This is a genomic window from Burkholderia cepacia complex sp. TUM26381, assembly GCF_057439935.1.
Map to the genome: position 1 here is coordinate 110,064 of NZ_CM172006.1, position 19,197 is coordinate 129,260.

Annotated in this window: 12 protein-coding genes; 8 read left to right on the forward strand and 4 right to left on the reverse strand. The window is 68.2% G+C overall.

Going from position 1 to position 19,197, the window contains the following annotated elements:
* The first annotated feature begins 149 nt into the window (after positions 1–149).
* On the forward strand, positions 150–1,877 hold the full coding sequence (locus ACWMMN_RS00520) for an AMP-binding protein (protein WP_342703335.1): 1,728 nt from the start codon (positions 150–152) through the stop codon (positions 1,875–1,877).
* Positions 1,878–2,163: 286 nt separating this feature from the next.
* Here ACWMMN_RS00520 and ACWMMN_RS00525 read toward each other — a convergent pair whose 3' ends face one another.
* Both ACWMMN_RS00525 and ACWMMN_RS00530 read right to left on the reverse strand, forming a co-directional pair.
* Positions 2,164–2,319 carry a hypothetical protein gene (locus tag ACWMMN_RS00525; protein WP_342703336.1) on the reverse strand — a complete coding sequence of 52 codons (156 nt, stop codon included), beginning with the start codon at positions 2,317–2,319 and terminating at the stop codon, positions 2,164–2,166.
* A gap of 279 nt (positions 2,320–2,598) precedes the next feature.
* Positions 2,599–3,399 carry a transporter substrate-binding domain-containing protein gene (locus ACWMMN_RS00530; RefSeq protein ID WP_059232793.1) on the reverse strand — a complete coding sequence of 267 codons (801 nt, stop codon included), beginning with the start codon at positions 3,397–3,399 and terminating at the stop codon, positions 2,599–2,601.
* Positions 3,400–3,548: 149 nt separating this feature from the next.
* Between ACWMMN_RS00530 and hemE the strand changes: the two genes are divergently transcribed.
* The 4 genes from hemE to ACWMMN_RS00550 all read left to right on the forward strand — a co-directional run bounded on the left by hemE (position 3,549) and on the right by ACWMMN_RS00550 (position 12,869).
* A complete protein-coding gene (gene hemE, locus ACWMMN_RS00535; protein WP_486422883.1) occupies positions 3,549–4,643 on the forward strand; it encodes a uroporphyrinogen decarboxylase in 1,095 nt (364 codons plus the stop codon).
* Positions 4,644–5,094: 451 nt separating this feature from the next.
* Complete coding sequence (locus tag ACWMMN_RS00540) at positions 5,095–7,356, forward strand: primosomal protein N' (RefSeq protein ID WP_486422884.1); 2,262 nt, start codon at positions 5,095–5,097, stop codon at positions 7,354–7,356.
* A gap of 356 nt (positions 7,357–7,712) precedes the next feature.
* Positions 7,713–11,645 carry a trifunctional transcriptional regulator/proline dehydrogenase/L-glutamate gamma-semialdehyde dehydrogenase gene (gene putA / locus ACWMMN_RS00545; RefSeq protein ID WP_174993430.1) on the forward strand — a complete coding sequence of 1,311 codons (3,933 nt, stop codon included), beginning with the start codon at positions 7,713–7,715 and terminating at the stop codon, positions 11,643–11,645.
* A gap of 84 nt (positions 11,646–11,729) precedes the next feature.
* Positions 11,730–12,869, forward strand: a complete 1,140-nt coding sequence (locus ACWMMN_RS00550) for a branched-chain amino acid ABC transporter substrate-binding protein (RefSeq protein ID WP_166963881.1) — start codon at positions 11,730–11,732, stop codon at positions 12,867–12,869.
* A 119-nt stretch (positions 12,870–12,988) separates the two neighbouring features.
* Here the strand turns inward: ACWMMN_RS00550 and ACWMMN_RS00555 are convergent, their stop codons facing one another.
* Together ACWMMN_RS00555 and ACWMMN_RS00560 are read right to left on the reverse strand one after the other, a co-directional pair.
* The gene (locus ACWMMN_RS00555) at positions 12,989–14,497 is read right to left on the reverse strand and encodes a class I adenylate-forming enzyme family protein (RefSeq protein ID WP_486422885.1); all 1,509 of its coding nucleotides are present in this window, start codon (positions 14,495–14,497) and stop codon (positions 12,989–12,991) included.
* A gap of 33 nt (positions 14,498–14,530) precedes the next feature.
* Positions 14,531–16,183, reverse strand: a complete 1,653-nt coding sequence (locus tag ACWMMN_RS00560; protein WP_174993428.1) for an acyl-CoA dehydrogenase family protein — start codon at positions 16,181–16,183, stop codon at positions 14,531–14,533.
* Between the two features lie 120 nt (positions 16,184–16,303).
* Here ACWMMN_RS00560 and ACWMMN_RS00565 point away from each other — a divergent pair, with 120 nt between their 5' ends.
* The 3 genes from ACWMMN_RS00565 to ACWMMN_RS00575 all read left to right on the forward strand — a co-directional run bounded on the left by ACWMMN_RS00565 (position 16,304) and on the right by ACWMMN_RS00575 (position 19,188).
* Positions 16,304–16,972, forward strand: coding sequence for a TetR/AcrR family transcriptional regulator (locus ACWMMN_RS00565; RefSeq protein WP_486422886.1), 669 nt, complete (start codon positions 16,304–16,306; stop codon positions 16,970–16,972).
* Between the two features lie 211 nt (positions 16,973–17,183).
* Entirely contained in the window at positions 17,184–18,338 is a 1,155-nt protein-coding gene (locus ACWMMN_RS00570; RefSeq protein ID WP_059232785.1) for a pyridoxal phosphate-dependent aminotransferase, read from the forward strand.
* Between the two features lie 61 nt (positions 18,339–18,399).
* Positions 18,400–19,188: an ABC transporter substrate-binding protein gene (locus tag ACWMMN_RS00575; RefSeq protein WP_059232784.1), complete on the forward strand. Its 789-nt coding sequence runs from the start codon at positions 18,400–18,402 to the stop codon at positions 19,186–19,188.
* Positions 19,189–19,197: the final 9 nt, after the last annotated feature.

Sequence of the window (19,197 nt, forward strand, 5' to 3'; positions counted from 1 at the left end):
ATTTCATCCGTCCGCCGCGAATTGATGTCAGAGTGTCGTCAGCGGAGCGCGGCATCATCCGCGGTGAGGCTGTCCGTCGCGATCAGGCGGCGGAGGCGGGCGCAGCAGGCGCGCGCGGGCCGATCAGACAAAAAAGGACGGAGACATTCATGGCAGCAGACCTTGGCGTGGGCGCGCTGATCGCGCCCGAGAACGGCTTGTCGTACGTGCGTGGCGCGACCGACGTGCCGCTATCCGAAGCGACGATCGGCCGGTTCCTGCTCGACACGGCCGGTCGCTTTCCGGATCGTCCGGCCGTCGTGTTCCGCGAACAGCAGGTGCGCTGGACCTGGCGCGAGTTCGCGAACGAGATCGACGTGCTCGCGGCCGGGCTGGCCGCGCTCGGCATCGTGAAGGGCGACCGCGTCGGCATCTGGTCGCCGAATCGCAGCGAATGGCTGCTCACGCAGTTCGCGACCGCGCGGATCGGCGCGGTGCTCGTGAACCTGAATCCGGCCTACCGGCTCGCCGAGCTCGAATACGCGCTGAACAAGGTCGGCTGCAAGGCCGTGATCACGGCCGAACGCTTCAAGTCGTCGGCCTACGTCGAAATGCTGCAGACCATCGCGCCGGAGCTGGCGGGCGCGACGCCGGGCGACCTGCATGCGGCACGCGTGCCGAGCCTGCGCACGGTCGTGTCGATGGGCGACGTCGCGCCGGCCGGCATGTTCCGCTTCGCGGACGTGATGACGCGCGGCCGCCAGGCGGTCGATCCCGCGTTGCTCGATGCGATCGGCGCGACGCTCACGGCCAACGACCCGATCAACATCCAGTTCACGAGCGGCACGACGGGCAGCCCGAAGGGCGCGACGCTCACGCACCGCAACGTCGTCAACAACGGGCGCTCGATCGCGACCGCGATGCGCTTCACCGAGCAGGACACGCTGTGCATTCCCGTGCCGCTGTATCACTGCTTCGGGATGGTGCTGGCCGTGCTCGCGTGCGTGTCGAAGGGCGCGGCGATGGTGTTCCCGGGCGAGGCGTTCGACCCGGTCGCCACGCTCGCGGCCGTGGCCGGCGAGCGCTGCACCGCGCTGCACGGCGTACCGACGATGTTCATCGCGGAGCTCGATCATCCGGAATTTTCGAAGTTCGACCTGTCGACGCTGCGCACCGGGATCATGGCCGGTTCGCCGTGCCCGATCGAGACGATGAAGCGCGTCGTGTCGCAGATGCATCTGTCGGAGATCACGATCGCGTACGGGATGACGGAGACGAGCCCCGTGTCGTTCCAGAGTTCGACCGACGATCCGCTCGAGAAGCGCACGACGACGGTCGGCCGCATCCAGCCGCACCTGGAAGTGAAGATCGTCGATGCGAGCGGCGACATCGCACCGGTCGGCGCGACGGGCGAGCTGTGCACGAAGGGCTATTCGGTGATGCTCGGCTACTGGGACGACGACGCGAAGACGCGCGAGGTGCTGGTCGACGGCTGGATGCACACCGGCGACCTCGCGACGCTCGATGCGGACGGCTACTGCAACATCGTCGGCCGCCTGAAGGACATGGTGATTCGCGGCGGCGAAAACGTCTATCCGCGCGAGATCGAGGAATTCCTGTTCCGGCATCCGAAGATCCAGAGTGCGCAGGTCTTCGGCGTGCCCGATGCGAAGTACGGCGAGGAGCTGTGCGCGTGGATCGTGCTGCGCGCGGACGAGCAGATGACCGAAGACGACGTGCGCGCGTTTTGCAGCGGGCAGATCGCGCACTACAAGATTCCGCGCTACATCCGCTTCGTCGACGAGTTGCCGATGACGGTGACGGGCAAGGTGCAGAAGTTCGTGATGCGCGACCGGATGATCGAGGAGCTGAAGCTCGACGTGCAGAAGACCGCTTGAAGCGGCATTGCGGCGGGAAAAACGTGGCGGCCTGCGGGCCGTTACGCTTTCGATGGACGAAAAAAAGCGGGCTTATTAGCCCGCTAAAAACCACACGCTACGGGGTTAGCGCGAGGAGACCAAAGATGAAACCGGATCCGGCGGGGGGCCGGAAACGACTCCAACAGGGATGCCCCTCGGAAGGGCTTCGGTACGTGACCGACTGGCTCGCAGCGCTTCGCGTCCGCTCACACTTGGCACACGAGACCGCATCCGTGTTGAAACCGTTGAGGCCATTGTGGGCGAATTAATGACCCGTCGCGGTAACAAAGTGTTTCAGGTTGTAACGCCCGCCAGATAAGGCTTTCCGGGATTTTTTGCTGTTTTCGGGATCCTGAAAAAGGTCATTTTTACTCATATTTTCCGCAGCGTTTTCAGGGTATGCGCGCGATGCGTTTTTCATGCGTATCGGGCGCGATGAATTGCCGATTTTCACGTGAGAAAGTGCGCGGCATGACCGATACCGTGCATGACGATTCATTCGTCAGAAAGATTTTGAAACGTGATCGGACTGCGCGGAAGTCGGCCGATCGGCCGATTCGGTGGTCTGGAGCCGGTTGCGGGCTGCGGTGGCGCGATGGCGAGATGTAACGGCGGCGCAAACGCAGCCGCCGCGTGACGATTGCGGCCCGCAGCGGCCACGGGGTCGGTGCCCGTTATCGGCCGCCGCGCGCGGGCCTGCTTACTTCAGCCACTTGTCCGAGATCGCCTGGTATTCGCCGGTCGACAGCGCGAGATGGAGCCACTGGTCGACGTATTGCTGGAACACGACATCGCCGCGCGGCACCATGTACGCCTTCTCGCCGAACTGGAACGGCTTGTCCGGATGCACCGAGCACAGCCCCGGATTCAGCTTTTGCTGCAGCTGCGTCTCGGATGCATCCGTCACCATCACGTCGGCCTTGCCCGCGAGGATCTGCTTGAAGATCGTCACGTTGTCCGGATAGACGGTCAGGTTCGCATGCGTGAAGAACTGCTTCGCGAACCGCTCGTTGGTGCCGCCCGGATTCACGATCACACGCGTCTCGGGCCGGTCGATCTGCGCGATGGTCTGGTACTTGTCGGCGTCCGCGCAGCGCACGATCGGCGTCTTGCCGTCGACGACGTACGGCTGCGTGAAGAACACGCGCTTCTGGCGCTCGAGCGTCGTCGACACGCCGCCCACCGCGATGTCACATTTCGCGACGAAATCGGCGGTCAGGTTCGGCCAGCTCGTCTTCACGAAGTCGGTTTTCACGCCGAGCGACTTCGCGAGCGATTCGGCCATGTCGATGTCGATGCCCTCGAAACGGCCATCCGGGCGGTAGTACGAATACGGCTTGTAGTCGCCCGTCGTGCACACGCGCAGCGTGCCGCGTGCGAGCACGTCGTCGAGTCGCGAACCGGCGCCCGGCGCGGCCGTGGCGGCGCCCGCGGCGGTCTGCGCGTGCGCGGTGGCGCAGCAGAGCAGCGCGGCCGCGGCGAGCGTGGCGAGTGTCTTCATCGGTCTCCTCCTTCGTTTCGTTCGATATGAGCGTCCGATCATAACGGAGCCATCGCGCGCGTCATATGGCCGCCATCGCGTCGGCATGCGCAGCCTGAGGGCGGCAGTCCGGTAAAATGCCGCTTTGCCTTCGCATCGTCGCTCCTACCGTGGCCCATAACCTGCTCAACGACACCTTCCTGCGTGCGCTTCTGCGCGAGCCGACCGACTACACGCCGATCTGGCTGATGCGCCAGGCCGGCCGCTACCTGCCCGAATACAACGCGACGCGTGCGCGCGCCGGCAGCTTCCTCGGTCTCGCGAAGAATCCCGACTACGCGACCGAGGTGACGCTGCAGCCGCTCGAGCGCTTCCCGCTCGACGCCGCGATCCTGTTCTCGGACATCCTGACGATTCCGGACGCGATGGGGCTCGGCCTCGATTTCCAGGTCGGCGAAGGGCCGAAGTTCGCGCATCCGGTGCGCACCGAGGCCGACGTCGCGAAGCTCGCGGTGCCGGACATCGAGGAGACGCTCGGCTACGTGACGGGCGCCGTGCGCGAGATCCGCCGCGCGCTCACCGACGGCCAGGGTCGCCAGCGCGTGCCGCTGATCGGCTTTTCGGGCAGCCCGTGGACGCTCGCGTGCTACATGGTCGAAGGCGGCGGGTCGGACGATTTCCGCACGGTGAAGTCGATGGCGTATTCGCGCCCCGACCTGATGCACCGGATTCTCGACGTGAACGCGCAGTCGGTGGCGGCGTACCTGAACGCGCAGATCGAAGCGGGCGCGCAGGCCGTGATGATCTTCGACACGTGGGGCGGCGCGCTGGCCGACGGCGCGTACCAGCGCTTCTCGCTCGACTACATCCGCCGCGTGGTGTCGCAGCTCAAGCGCGAGCACGACGGCGAGCGCGTGCCGGTGATCACGTTCACGAAGGGCGGCGGGCTGTGGCTCGAAGAGATCGCGGCGACGGGCGTCGACGCGGTCGGGCTCGACTGGACCGTCAACCTCGGCGCCGCGCGCGAGCGCGTGGCCGGGAGTGTCGCGCTGCAGGGCAACCTCGACCCGACGATCCTGTTTGCGCCGCCGGCCGCGGTGCGCGAACAGGCGCGTGCGGTGCTCGACAGCTACGGCAACCATCCGGGCCACGTATTCAACCTCGGGCATGGTATCTCGCAGTTCACGTCGCCCGATCACGTCGCCGAACTCGTCGACGAAGTACATAGCCACAGCCGCGCGATCCGTAGCGGCGCCGCCGACTGAACGCAAGCGCTGTCATGCTGCATTGCGGGGTGACAGCGTTTCGTTGCGCGCACTAAACAGGGCGCAACCCCGCACCGGTTGCCGATTCGGTGCTTGTCAAGACTTGACTTATACACATTTTCCACGTTGCAGCGCGGTAGAGCCCCGTATCGGTCAAATTGTCTCGCTATGGTTTGGTAATTTGAATAGCAGCCTTATGGAATAAGGCTCCGCGGGGCGCTGCAGCAAGCGGCGAAAAACAGCGGAAAGCACGGCCCCGCGCGCGTTGCGGCCATTGGGCGGCGAGTTCTCAACAAAGTTATCCACAGGCTGGGCAGGGTATACGGCGATTCCTAATGCGAATCCAAAACTTAGCGCCGAATCTGACGTTTTACTTTAAGTTCGCCGCCGCGATGCGGGCGCGGATGCAAGCCGCCTGTACTTCGCGTATCGCTGCCGCCGGAGCGCCGCAATGAGCGGCACCTACCTGCGCGTCGCGCTCGACCATCCGCTCGCGACCCTGTTCGACTACCGCTGCGATGCGCAGCCGACACCCGTGCCCGGCACGCTCGTGCAGGTGCCGTTCGGCAAGCGGCAGGCCGTCGGGCTCGTCTGCGAAGTCACGACTCACACCGATGTCCCGCCGTCGCGGCTGCGCGCGGTCGATGCGATCTGCGCCGACCTGCCGCCGCTGTCGGCCGACTGGCTCGCGCTCGTGTCGTTCGCTGCCGACTACTATCAGCGCGGGCGCGGCGAGGTCGCATTGCCGGCGTTGCCGCAGGCGCTGCGCGATGCCGGGCGCTGGGGGCGGCTGCTCGCGCCCGAAGTGCGCTACCGGCCGACCGAAGCCGGCCGTGCGGCGCTGCCCGATGCGTTGCCCTCACGCGGCGCGGCGCTGCGGCGGCTCGCGCAGGCGCTCGTCGATACCGGCTCGCTGACGCTGCCCGACGCGCGCGCGCTTCACCCCAAGGCGGCCGCGACGCTCGACGACTGGGCGGCGCGCGGCTGGGCCGATATCGAGGAAATTGGCTGGGCCGATGCGCCTGTGCCCAAAGCTGTGGATAACCTGTCGACAACCGGTGGACGAACTGTGCCGCCGGCGCTGACCGACCAGCAGGCCGAGGCGCTCGACGGGATCCGCGCGGCGGAGGGCTTCGCGCCGTTCCTGCTGCACGGCGTGACGGGCAGCGGCAAGACCGAGGTTTATCTGCATGCGCTTGCGTCGCTGCTCGACGCGCGGCCCGACGCACAGGCGCTCGTGCTCGTTCCCGAAATCAACCTGACGCCGCAGTTCGAGGCGGCGTTTCGCGCGCGCTTCGCGGGCGCGCTCGCCGACGATGCAATCGTCACGCTGCACAGCGGGCTCGCCGAGGGCGAGCGGGCGCGCAACTGGCTGGCCGCGCACACGGGCCGCGCGCGGATCGTGCTCGGCACGCGGCTCGCGGTGCTTGCGTCGATGCCGACGCTCGCGCTGATCGTCGTCGACGAGGAGCACGAGCCCGCGTACAAGCAGCAGGAAGGGCTGCGCTATTCGGCGCGCGATCTGGCCGTGTGGCGCGCGAAGCAGCTCGGCATCACGGTCGTGCTCGGCTCGGCCACGCCGTCGCTCGAAAGCTGGTGGCAGGCCGAGCAGGGGCGCTACACGCGGCTCACGCTGTCGCGCCGCGCGGTGGCCGACGCGACGCTGCCGACCGTGCGGCTGATCGATCTCGAAGAGGAGCGGCGGCGCGGCCGCGCGTCGATGGGCGGGCTGTCGGGGCCGCTCGTCGCGGCGCTGAAGGCGCGGCTCGAACGCGGCGAGCAGAGCCTCGTGTTCCTGAACCGGCGCGGCTATGCCCCGCAGCTCGCGTGCGACGCATGCGGCTGGGTTGCCGGCTGCCCGCGCTGCAGCGCGTATGTCGTGCTGCACAAGCCCGAGCATGCGCTGCGCTGCCATCACTGCGGCTGGGAATCGCGCATTCCGCGGTCGTGCCCCGAGTGCGGGAACGTCGACATCGCGCCGCTCGGGCGCGGCACCCAGCGTATCGAGGAAGCGCTGGCCGAGGCCGTGCCGGGCGCGCGCGTGCTGCGGATCGACGCGGACAGCACGCGCCGCAAGGGCAGCGCGCAGGCGCTCTTCTCCGACGTGCACGCGGGCGAGGTCGACATCCTGGTCGGCACGCAGATGATCGCGAAGGGGCACGACTTCCAGCGCGTGTCGCTCGTCGGCGTGCTCAACGCCGACACCGCGCTGTTCTCGCACGACTTCCGCGCGAGCGAGCGGCTGTTCGCGCAGCTGATGCAGGTGAGCGGCCGCGCAGGCCGCGCCGGGCTGCCGGGCGAGGTGATGGTGCAGACGCGCTACCCGCGTCACGCGCTGTACCACGCGCTCGGGCGGCAGGATTACGTCGGCTTCGCGAATTCGACGCTCGGCGAGCGCCGCGACGCGCACCTGCCGCCGTTCGTCTATCAGGCGCTGCTGCGCGCCGAAGGGCGCACGCTCGACGCGGCGCTCGCGTTTCTGCTGCAGGCGGCGGCGGCGTTGCCCGGGCTGCCGGGCGCCGATCGCGTGACCGTCTACGACGCGGTGCCGATGACGATCGTCAAGGTCGCGAACGTCCATCGCGCGCAGTTGCTGCTCGAAAGCGCGTCGCGGGCGGCGCTGCAGCATGCGCTGCAGGCCTGGCAGCCGGAGCTGCGCGCGCTGAAGGGCGTGCTGCGATGGAGCGTCGAAGTCGATCCGCTGGATATCTGAGCGGCGCGCTGCCGTATTGAAGACGCCCGGCCCGCCAGGCGCCACCCAACTGTCTGTCGTCGCGCCCGAACCGGGCGCCGCACCCGCGTCTCTCCCCCAGTGCAACCCGTTTTCGGCCGCTTCCGCGCGCGCCGAAGGTTGCACACGCGTGCCGAATCGGCCCGATCAGGGAAAACACCGATCCTCCGACCACGGGCAACCCCTAGGTTGCAACCGCATAAGTGGCTGATTATATTGACTAACCTGTAGGTGCAACCTATCTCGCAATCTGGTTGCACCTTTTTATTGCGTGCCGTAGGATTTCGCGCATCCTCTCACACCCTATTGCCGGGCTCGCACCGGCGCACGAACCCACCATGGCAAGCACGACTCTCGGCGTCAAAGTCGACGACCTTCTCCGCTCGCGCCTCAAGGACGCCGCCGCGCGTCTCGAGCGCACTCCCCACTGGCTGATCAAGCAGGCGATCTTCGCGTACCTCGAGCGGATCGAGCACGGCCAGCTGCCGCCCGAGCTGTCGGGCCACAGCGGCGTGACGGAGCTCGCCGACGGTCAGGCGGCGGACGGCGACGACGACAACTCGCCGCATCCGTTCCTCGAGTTCGCGCAGAACGTGCAGCCGCAATCGGTGCTGCGTGCGGCGATCACGGCCGCGTACCGCCGCCCCGAACCGGAATGCGTGCCGTTCCTGCTCGGCCAGGCGCGCCTGCCGGCCAACCTGCAGGCTGACGTGCAGGCGCTCGCGACGAAGCTCGTCGAGGCGCTGCGCGAGAAGAGCTCGGGCGGCGGCGTCGAAGGGCTGATTCACGAGTTCTCGCTGTCGAGCCAGGAAGGCGTCGCGCTGATGTGCCTCGCCGAAGCGCTGCTGCGCATTCCCGATCGCGCGACGCGCGATGCGCTGATCCGCGACAAGATCAGCAAGGGCGACTGGCGCTCGCACGTCGGCCACGCGCCGTCGCTGTTCGTGAACGCGGCGACCTGGGGGCTGATGATCACCGGCAAGCTCGTGACGACCAACAGCGAAGCGGGCCTGTCGTCGGCGCTCACGCGCCTGATCGGCCGCGGCGGCGAGCCGCTGATCCGCAAGGGCGTCGACATGGCGATGCGCCTGATGGGCGAGCAGTTCGTCACCGGCGAGACGATTTCCGAAGCGCTCGCGAACAGCCGCAAGTACGAAGCGCGCGGCTTCCGCTACTCGTACGACATGCTCGGCGAAGCGGCGACGACCGAAGAGGACGCGCAGCGCTACTACGCGTCGTACGAACAGGCGATCCACGCGATCGGCAAGGCGGCCGGCGGCCGCGGCATCTACGAAGGCCCGGGCATCTCGATCAAGCTGTCGGCGCTGCACGCGCGCTACTCGCGCTCGCAGCAGGACCGCACGATGAGCGAGCTGCTGCCGCGCGTGCGCGCCCTTGCGCTGCTCGCGCGCCGCTACGACATCGGCCTGAACATCGACGCGGAAGAAGCCGACCGTCTCGAACTGTCGCTCGACCTGCTCGAGGCGCTGTGCTTCGATCCGGATCTCGCGGGCTGGAACGGCATCGGCTTCGTCGTGCAGGGCTACCAGAAGCGCTGCCCGTTCGTGATCGACTACCTGATCGATCTCGCGCGCCGCAGCCGTCACCGCCTGATGATCCGCCTCGTGAAGGGCGCGTACTGGGATACCGAGATCAAGCGTGCGCAGGTCGACGGCCTCGAAGGCTATCCGGTCTATACGCGCAAGATCTACACGGACGTGTCGTACCTCGCGTGCGCGAAGAAGCTGCTCGCGGCGCCGGATGCCGTCTATCCGCAGTTCGCGACGCACAACGCGCACACGCTGGCCGCGATCTACCAGCTCGCGGGCCAGAACTACTACCCGGGCCAGTACGAATTCCAGTGCCTGCACGGGATGGGCGAGCCGCTGTACGAGGAAGTCACCGGCCGCGACAAGCTGAACCGCCCGTGCCGCGTGTATGCGCCGGTCGGCACGCACGAGACGCTGCTCGCGTACCTGGTGCGCCGCCTGCTGGAGAACGGCGCGAACACGTCGTTCGTGAACCGCATCGCCGATAAGGCGGTGCCGGTGAAGGAACTGGTCGCCGATCCGGTCGACGAAGCGTCGAAGGTCGTGCCGCTCGGCGCGCCGCACGCGAAGATCCCGCTGCCGCGCAACCTGTACGGCGACGAGCGTCCCAACTCGATGGGCCTCGACCTGTCGAACGAACACCGCCTCGCATCGCTGTCGTCCGCGCTGCTCGCGAGCGCGCACTTCCCGTGGCGCGCGGCGCCGATGCTCGACGACGACACGCTCGCCGACGCACCGGCACGCGACGTGCGCAACCCGGCCGACCAGCGCGACCTGGTCGGCACGGTCAGCGAAGCGACGGCCGAACACGTGAGCGCGGCGCTCGCGCATGCGGTGGCCGCTGCGCCGATCTGGCAGGCGACGCCGGTGGACGCGCGCGCCGACTGCCTGGTGCGCGCAGCCGACCTGCTCGAAGCGCAGATGCACACGCTGATGGGCCTGATCGTGCGCGAAGCCGGCAAGTCGCTGCCGAACGCGATCGCCGAGATCCGCGAAGCGGTCGACTTCCTGCGCTACTACGCAGCGCAGATCCGCGACGAATTCTCGAACGACACGCACCGTCCGCTCGGGCCGGTGGTCTGTATCAGCCCGTGGAACTTCCCGCTGGCGATCTTCATGGGCCAGGTGGCCGCGGCGCTGGCAGCAGGCAACACGGTGCTCGCGAAGCCGGCCGAACAGACGCCGCTGATCGCCGCCCAGGCCGTGCGCCTGCTGCGCGAGGCCGGCGTGCCGGCCGGTGCGGTGCAACTGCTGCCGGGCGACGGCGAGACCGTCGGCGCGGCGCTGGTCGCCGATCCGCGCACGCGTGCGGTGATGTTCACCGGTTCGACCGAAGTCGCGCGCCTGATCAACAAAACGCTGTCCGCGCGCCTCGACCCGGACGGCAAGCCGATTCCGCTGATCGCGGAAACGGGCGGCCAGAACGCGATGATCGTCGACTCGTCGGCGCTCGCGGAGCAGGTCGTCGCGGACGTGATGCAGTCGTCGTTCGATTCGGCCGGTCAACGGTGTTCGGCGCTGCGCGTTCTGTGTCTGCAGGACGATGTCGCGGACCGCACGCTGACGATGCTGAAGGGCGCGATGCACGAGCTGGCGCTCGGCAACCCGGACCGGCTGTCGACGGACGTCGGCCCGGTGATCGACGGCGAAGCGAAGCAGACGATCGACACGCACGTCGCGACGATGAAGGACAAGGGCCACGCGGTCACGCAACTGCCGTCGCCGGAAGCCTGCGCGCACGGCACGTTCGTGCCGCCGACGCTGATCGAGATCGGCACCATCGACGAGCTGAAGCGTGAAGTGTTCGGCCCCGTGCTGCACGTGGTGCGCTACCGCCGCAGCCAGCTCGACAAGCTGCTCGAGCAGATCCGTGCAACGGGTTACGGGCTGACGCTCGGCATCCACACGCGGATCGACGAGACGATCGCGCACGTGATTTCGAATGCGCACGTCGGCAACATCTACGTGAACCGCAACGTGATCGGCGCGGTGGTCGGCGTGCAGCCGTTCGGTGGCGAAGGGTTGTCGGGCACGGGCCCGAAGGCCGGCGGCGCGCTGTACCTGCAGCGCCTGCTCGCGACGCGTCCGTCGGGCCTGCCGCGCTCGCTCGCGCAGACGCTGATCGCGGACGGTGCGGTTGAAGGCGATGCGCGCGGCAATCCGGCGGCGGCACTCACGACGCTGCGCGACTGGCTGATCGAGCAGCGCGAGCCGGCACTGGCGGCACGTTGCGACGGCTATCTGGCACAGGTGCCGGCTGGCGCGACCGCCGTGCTGACCGGGCCGACGGGCGAGCGAAACACGTATACACTCGGCCCGCGCGGCACGGTGCTGTGTGTCGCGGCGACGCCAAGCGGCGCGCGTGCGCAGTTCGCGGCGGTGCTGGCGACCGGCAACCGTGCGCTGTTCGCCGGCGCGGCCGGCGAGGCGCTGGTCGCCGCGCTGCCCGCGTCGCTGAAGGCGCAGGCAACCGTGCGCAAGCAGGCCGACGTGCCGTTCGACGCGGTGCTGTTCGAAGGCGACAGCGACGAGCTGCAGACGCTGGTCAAGGACGTCGCGCAGCGGCCGGGCCCGATCGTGTCGGTGCAGGGCGTGTCGGTGGGCGCGTTCGAGAACGGCGATGCGGAAGATTACGCGCTGGAACGGCTGTTGACGGAGCGCTCGGTGAGCGTGAACACGGCGGCGGCCGGCGGCAATGCGAATTTGATGACGATCGGCTGATCATCCTTGCCGTTCGGATCAAACAAAGGAAGCGGCAAGGCGATCCCGAAGCCGCTCCATTTACCCTGGTACCAAGGAGATGCTATGCAACACACGATGAAAAAGCTGGCAGGCGCGACGTTCGTCGCGGTCATGTCGCTGGCGGGGACGGCCCATGCGGATGACGTGAAGATCGGTTACGCAGGGCCGATGACGGGCGCGCAGGCGCACTACGGCAAGGATATGCAGAACGGGATCGTGCTCGCGCTGGAAGACTTCAACGCGACGAACCCGAAGATCGGCGGCAAGCCGGTGAAGTTCGTGCTGAACACGCAGGACGACCAGGCTGACCCGCGCACGGGCACGACGGTCGCGCAGAAGCTCGTCGACGACGGCATCAAGGGCATGCTCGGCCACTTCAACTCGGGCACGACGATCCCGGCTTCGCGCATCTACGCGAACGCGGGCATTCCGGAAATCGCGATGGCGACGGCACCGGAATACACGCAGCAGGGCTACAAGACGACCTTCCGCATGATGACGTCCGACACGCAGCAGGGCTCGGTGGCCGGTACGTTCGCGTCGAAGGATCTCGGCATGAAGAAGATCGCGATCGTCGACGACCGCACGGCCTACGGCCAGGGTCTTGCCGACCAGTTCGAGAAGGCCGCGAAGGCGGGCGGTGCGACGATCGTCGACCGTGAATTCACGAACGACAAGGCAGTCGACTTCAAGGCGATTCTGACCAAGATCAAGTCGACGAAGCCGGACCTCGTCTACTACGGCGGCGCGGATTCGCAGGCAGCGCCGATGGTCAAGCAGATGAAGACGCTCGGCATCGCCGCACCGCTGATGAGCGGCGAAATGGTGAAGACGCCGACGTTCCTGAAGATCGCCGGCAACGCGGCCGACGGTACGATCGCTTCGCTGGCCGGCCTCCCGCTGGAAGAAATGCCGGGCGGCAAGACCTACGCCGACAAGTACAAGAAGCGCTTCGGCGAAGACGTGCAGACGTACTCGCCGTACGCGTACGACGGCGCGATGGCGATGCTGAACGCGATGAAGAAGGCCGATTCGACCGATCCGGCGAAGTACCTGCCGGTGCTCGCGAAGTCCGACATGGCGGGCGTGACGTCGACGCACGTCGCGTATGACGCGAAGGGCGACCTGAAGAACGGCGGCATCACGATGTACAAGGTCGAGAAGGGCGAGTGGAAGCCGCTGAAGAGCATCGGCGGCAAGTAAGCAGCCTGTCGTGATGTTTTGACGCGCGGGCGGCGGCGAAGGTCGCTGCCCGGTCGCTCATGACAAAAAGCCACCGGGCCGTTGAGGCCGGGTGGCTTTTTCATTGGCGTGTGCAGGCGTCAATCCCGGCGCACGCGCAGCAGGAATTTCTGCAGCTTGCCGGTCGGCGTGCGCGGCAGCGCCTGCGCGAACGTGAACTCGCGCGGGACCTTGTACGCAGCGAGCCGCTCGCCGCAGAACGCGCGCAGCGCATCCGCGTCGGGCGCCGCGTTCGCGCGCAGCACGACGTGCGCGACGACCGTCTCGCCCCAGTCGGGATGCGGGGCGCCGACGACGGCCGCCTCGGCGATGTCCGGGTGCGCGCCGAGCACGTCCTCCACTTCCTTCGAATAGACGTTCTCGCCGCCCGTGACGATCATGTCCTTCAGCCGGTCGACGATGAACAGATAGCCATCCTGATCGATCCGCGCGATGTCGCCGGTGCGATACCAGCCGTCCGGCGCGAACGCGGCGCGCGTCGCGGCCGCGTCGTCGAGATAGCCGAGCATCATGCAGTCGGTCTTCAGCCAGATCTCGCCGGTCTCGCCCGGCCGCGCATCGGCGCCGTCCATCCGCACGACGCGCAGGTCGACGCCCGGGCCGCCCTGGCGGCCGATCGAGCCGGCCTTCGCGATCTGCTCGTCCGGATACAGCGTCGTGCCGGCCGGGCCCGTTTCGGTCATCCCGTACACCTGGAAGAACGCGTGGCTGCGATACGCATGTGCGAGCCGTTCGGCCTGCGCGGCGCCGATCGGCCCGCCGCCGTACAGCCACGCGCGCACGCTCGACAGGTCGAACGCCGCGAAACCGTCGATCGTGTCGAGCGGCAGCGTGTACGACACCGGCGCGCCGAAATACATCGTCACGCGCTCGCGCTCGATGGCCTGCAGGAAGCGCAGCGGATGGTATTCGCGCAGCAGCACGACGGTGCCGCCCGCGAACAGCGTGCCGCCGAACCAGTTGTTCAGCGGCGACGAATGCCAGATCGGCATCGCCATCAGCGTGCGCTCGTTGCGGCCGATGCCGGTCGCGAGCGCCGCCTGCATCGCCGCGAGCGTCACGGTGCGATGACTGTGCACGCAGCCTTTCGGGCGGCCGGTCGTGCCGGACGTGTAGAGGATCTGCGCGATGTCGCCGTCGGCCGGCTCGATGCCCGCGAGGCCGTCCCGCGTCGCGCACATCGTGTCGAAGTTCGGCACGCCGTCGAGCTCGCCCTCGGTCACGATCCGCCGCGCCGGATGCACGAGGCGCTCGACCACCGGCGCGAGCGCCACGTCGAACAGCAGTGCCTTGCTGCGGCTGTGTTCGAGCACGTAGTCGACTTCCGGCGCCTGCAGCTTGTGGTTGATCGGCACGAACGCCGCGCCGAGCCGCCAGGCGCCGAACATCAGGTCGACGAAGGCCGGCGTGTTGAAGCACATCGCGGCGACGCGGTCGCCGGCCGCGACGCCGAGCGCGCTCAGCACGGCCGCCGCACGGTGCGAGCGCTCGCGTGCGGCGGCATACGTGATCGTCGCGGATTCGCTGACGAGGAACGGCTTGTCGGGCGTCGCACGGGCGGCGCGGTCGAGGGCGGCGACGAGGTTCATCGAGGCTCCGGGCAGGACGGGGGGCGGCGCCGATCAGGCCGGGTACGCGCGCTGCAGCAGCGCGGCGACGTCGATCGCATGCGGGTCGAAGCCGCCCGCAACGCGGCCCCAGTCGGGCGCGGCGAGCCGCGTCGCGACGAACGCGTCGGCGACGGCCGCCGGTGCATCGCGGCGCAGCAGGCAGGCCTGCGCGACGAGCGCGAGCCGCTGCGCGAACACGCGGCCCGATGCTTCGAGCGTGTCGGCCGGCGCCGCGAGCATCGCGCGCAGCGCGTCGAGCGCCGCACGGATGCGCGGCTCGCCCGCGCCGAGGCCGGCGAGTTCGTCGAACAGCGCGGCGGCCGCGTCGGGCTCGCGCGATATCGCGCGCAGCACGTCGAGGCACATCACGTTGCCCGAGCCTTCCCAGATCGAGTTGACGGGCGCTTCGCGGAACAGCCGCGCGATCGGGCCGTCGTCGACGTAGCCGTTGCCGCCGAATACTTCCATCACCTCGCCGGTCAGCTCGACCGCGCGCTTGCAGACCCAGAATTTCGCGGCGGGCGTGACGATCCGCTTCCATGCGCGTTCGCGCGGCGAGTCGTCGCGTTCGAACGCGTCGGCGAGGCGCATCGCGAGCGACAGCGCGGCTTCGCTTTCGAGCGCGAGATCGGCGAGCACCGTGCGCATCAGCGGCTGTTCGGCGAGCGCGCGGCCGAACGCGTGGCGCTGGCGCGTGTACGCGATCGCCTGCACGACGCCCTGGCGCAGCATCGCCGCGCTACCGAGCACGCAGTTCAGCCGCGTGTAGGTGGCCATCTCGATGATGGTCGGAATGCCGCGGCCTTCGTCGCCGAGCATGATGCCCCACGCGTCGTTCAGCTCGATTTCGCTGCTGGAGTTGCTGCGGTTGCCGACCTTGTTCTTCAGCCGCTGGATCTCGACCGCGTTCTTCGTGCCGTCGGGCCGCCAACGCGGCACGTAGAAGCACGACGGGCCGCCGGCTTCGGTGCGTGCGACGACGAGGTGCGCGTCGCACATCGGCGCGGAGAAGAACCACTTGTGGCCGCGCAGCCGGTATTCGCCGCCGCGCCCGCCCGCGCCGACCGGCGTGGCGAGCGTCGTGTTCGCGCGCACGTCGGAGCCGCCCTGTTTCTCGGTCATCCCCATGCCGAACCAGATCGCGCGCTTGCCGGCGACCGGGACGTCGCGGGGATCGTAATCGTCGCTGTAGAGCTTGTCGCGCAGCAGGTCCCACAGTGCCGGCTCCTTCTGCAGCACGGGGATCGCGGCCTGCGTCATCGTGGCCGGGCACAGCGTGCCGGCCTCGATCTGGCCATGCAGGTAGAAGCCCGCGGCGGTCGCGGCCCAGCGGCCGCGGCGAGACTCGCGGAACGCGAGCGACACGAAGCCTTCGTGGCGATACTGGCCGAGCAGCGCGTGCCATGCGGGGTGGAAGTCGACGCGGTCGATGCGCCGGCCGCGCCGGTCGAACGTGTTCAGTTCCGGCGGATGGTGGTTCGCTTCGTCGGCGAGCCGCGCGGTGTCGGCGCTGCCGAGCCGCGCGCCGTACGCGTCGAGCTGCGGCACGGCCCAGTCGGCGCCTGCCCGGGCGAGCGCGTCGCGCAGCGCGAGATCCGTCGCGAAGAGGTTATAGTCGACGAGTTCGTCGAACTGGTTCGCGACGGCGTGAGTCGATTCGGTCATCGAGCGTGTCTCCGGTCTCAGGCTTCGCGGGCAGCCGGCGCCATGCCGTACGGACGGCGCGTCGGCGCGGGGTCCGGCGCCCGGTAAAACGTATTCCCTGCTGATTTCAGAGTAGCAAATATGCCGCCGCGACATGTTCAGGTTCCGGCGCCGCCCGGCCAGCCGGCGGCGCAACCCGCGCCCGCCTTGCGTCGCCGGCCGCGCCAGTCGCGCGCGCAGGCGAGTTCCGACGCGCTGCAGCAGGCCTTCGTTCAGCTTTTGCTCGAACGCGGCTATGCAAAGGCGACGATCCGCGAGATCGCGGCCGTCGCGGGCGTCAGCATCGGCACCTTCTACGAGTATTTCGGCGACAAGCAGAGCCTTGCCGCGCTCTGCATCCACCGCCGCGTGCTGGCGCTGGCCGACCGGCTGCGCGACACGGTGCAGCGGTTGCGCGGCGTGCCGCGGGCCGAACTGGCCGCCGCGCTCGTCGATCTGCAGGTCGACGCGATCGCCGCCGACGCGGCGCTGTGGGGCGCGCTGTTCGTGCTGGAGCGGCAGGTGTCGCCGCTGGCCGCGTATCGCCGGCATTACGACGCGTATGTCGCGCTGTGGCGCGACGCGCTGGCCCATACGGCCGATCCGCCGCCGGCCGGGCGGCTCGACGGGCTCGCACGCATGGCTCACGCGATCTGCTACGGCGGCCTGTCGCAGGCGTTGCTGACGCTCGGGCCTGCGCTCGATTTCGCCGCGCAACGCCGCGAACTGCGGGCCGTGCTGCTCGCGTACCTGGCAGCGGTGGATGCGTAGCATTCCGTAGGGGAAATGCCTGATTCGCATGTCAGGCCCGTCGGTCTGCCTTGTCGCTGCGTGCTTCTCTCCTTGAGCCATGAGAAAAATGCATGGCCGCCATGACGAACTTTCGATTGTCCGCCGATATTGGCTGGGGCTAAATCATGCGGCAGATGCAGGGCCGCACACGCCGCGCGGCCCCGCCCGAAGGACATCAGAAGGAGGAGTCATGCGAAGCGCCACCGCGCCCCGTTCGAAACTGCCCGACGTCGGCACGACGATCTTCACGGTGATCGGCCAGCTGGCCGCTCAACACGATGCGTTGAACCTGTCGCAGGGCGCGCCGAATTTCGCGCCCGATCCGGCGCTCGTCGAAGGCGTTGCGCGCGCGATGCGCGACGGGCACAACCAGTACGCGCCGATGGCGGGCGTCATGGCGCTGCGCGAGCGGCTCGCCGAGAAGACGGAAGCGCTGTACGGCGCACGCTATGACCCCGCGACCGAAATCACGGTGATCGCGAGCGCGAGCGAAGGGCTGTACGCGGCAATCAGCGCGCTCGTGCATCCGGGCGACGAGGTGATCCATTTCGAGCCGTCGTTCGACAGCTATGCGCCGATCGTGCGGCTGCAGGGCGCGACGCCGGTCGCGATCAAGTTGTCGCCCGGGCATTTCCGCGTGAACTGGGATGAGGTCGCCGCCGCGATCACGCCGCGCACGCGGATGATCATCGTCAACACGCCGCACAACCCGACCGCGACGGTGTTCTCGGCCGACGATCTCGAGCGGCTCGCGCAGCTCACGCGCGACACGGGCATCGTCGTGCTGTCCGACGAGGTCTACGAGCACGTCGTGTTCGACGGCGCGCAGCACCAGAGCGTCGCGCGCCACCGCGAGCTGGCCGAGCGCAGCGTGATCGTGTCGTCGTTCGGCAAGTCGTTCCACGTGACCGGCTGGCGGGTCGGCCATTGCCTCGCGCCGGCCGAACTGATGGACGAGATTCGCAAGGTGCACCAGTTCATGGTGTTCTCGGCCGACACGCCGATGCAGTTCGCGTTCGCGGAGATCCTCGCGCGGCCGGACAGCTATCTCGGCCTGTCGGCGTTCTACCAGGCCAAGCGCGACCTGCTCGCGCGCGAGCTGGCCGATTCGCGTTTCGAGCTGCTGCCGAGCGAAGGCTCGTTCTTCATGCTCGCGCGTTTCCGCCACTTCTCGGACGAAAGCGACAGCGATTTCGTGCTGCGCCTGATCCGCGACGCGCGGGTCGCGACGATTCCGCTGTCGGCGTTCTATACCGACGGCACCGACGCCGGCGTGATCCGGCTCAGTTTTTCGAAGGACGACGCGACGCTGGTCGAAGGCGCGCGGCGGCTGCGTTCGCTGTAAGAAACCGGCGACGGGCACCCGGCGACGGGCATGTCGCATCGACCAGTCACAGGAGATCACGATGAAGCACACGGCCACCCTGAAACTCGCGTTTGCGCTCGCATGCGCAATCGGCTCCGGCGCCGCGCTCGCCGATACGCAGACGCTGCGTTTCGGCCTCGAAGCGCAATACCCGCCGTTCGAATCGAAAGCGCCGAACGGCGACCTGCAAGGCTTCGACATCGACGTCGGCAATGCCGTCTGCCGGACGGCGAAGTTGTCGTGCAAATGGGTCGAGACGTCGTTCGACGGGCTGATTCCCGCGCTGAAGGGCCGCAAGTTCGACGCGATCAACTCGGCGATGAACGCGACCGAGCAGCGGCGCCAGGCGATCGACTTTACGACGATCGTCTATCGCGTGCCGACCCAGCTGATCGCGCGCACCGGCAGCGGCCTGCTGCCGACGCCCGAATCGCTGAAGGGCAAGCGCGTCGGCGTGCTGCAGGCGTCGATCCAGGAAACCTTCGCGAAGGCGCACTGGGAACCGGCCGGCGTCGCGATCGTCGCGTACCAGGACCAGAACCAGGCGTATGCGGACCTTGTAGCGGGCCGCCTCGACGCGACGCTCGTGCTCGCACCGTCCGGCCAGCGCGGCTTCCTGTCGCGCCCGGACGGCAAGGGCTTCTCGTTCGTCGGCCAGCCGGTGCACGACGACAAGATCCTCGGCAGCGGCATCGCATTCGGCCTGCGCAAGGGCGACGACGCGCTGAAGGCGAAGCTCGACGCGGCGATCGACAAGCTGAAGGCGGACGGCACGGTGAAGTCGCTCGGCCTGAAGTATTTCGGCGATATCGACATTTCGACGAAGTAAGCGGGGCCG

Bases quoted from the DNA above. Each gene is read 5' to 3' on its own strand.
- ACWMMN_RS00520 (WP_342703335.1), top strand. From the start codon at position 150: ATGGCAGCAGACCTTGGCGTGGGCGCGCTGATCGCGCCCGAGAACGGC.
- ACWMMN_RS00525 (WP_342703336.1), bottom strand. From the start codon at position 2,319: ATGAAAAACGCATCGCGCGCATACCCTGAAAACGCTGCGGAAAATATG.
- ACWMMN_RS00530 (WP_059232793.1), bottom strand. From the start codon at position 3,399: ATGAAGACACTCGCCACGCTCGCCGCGGCCGCGCTGCTCTGCTGCGCC.
- ACWMMN_RS00540 (WP_486422884.1), top strand. From the start codon at position 5,095: ATGAGCGGCACCTACCTGCGCGTCGCGCTCGACCATCCGCTCGCGACC.
- putA (WP_174993430.1), top strand. From the start codon at position 7,713: ATGGCAAGCACGACTCTCGGCGTCAAAGTCGACGACCTTCTCCGCTCG.
- ACWMMN_RS00550 (WP_166963881.1), top strand. From the start codon at position 11,730: ATGCAACACACGATGAAAAAGCTGGCAGGCGCGACGTTCGTCGCGGTC.
- ACWMMN_RS00555 (WP_486422885.1), bottom strand. From the start codon at position 14,497: ATGAACCTCGTCGCCGCCCTCGACCGCGCCGCCCGTGCGACGCCCGAC.
- ACWMMN_RS00560 (WP_174993428.1), bottom strand. From the start codon at position 16,183: ATGACCGAATCGACTCACGCCGTCGCGAACCAGTTCGACGAACTCGTC.
- ACWMMN_RS00565 (WP_486422886.1), top strand. From the start codon at position 16,304: ATGCCGCCGCGACATGTTCAGGTTCCGGCGCCGCCCGGCCAGCCGGCG.
- ACWMMN_RS00570 (WP_059232785.1), top strand. From the start codon at position 17,184: ATGCGAAGCGCCACCGCGCCCCGTTCGAAACTGCCCGACGTCGGCACG.
- ACWMMN_RS00575 (WP_059232784.1), top strand. From the start codon at position 18,400: ATGAAGCACACGGCCACCCTGAAACTCGCGTTTGCGCTCGCATGCGCA.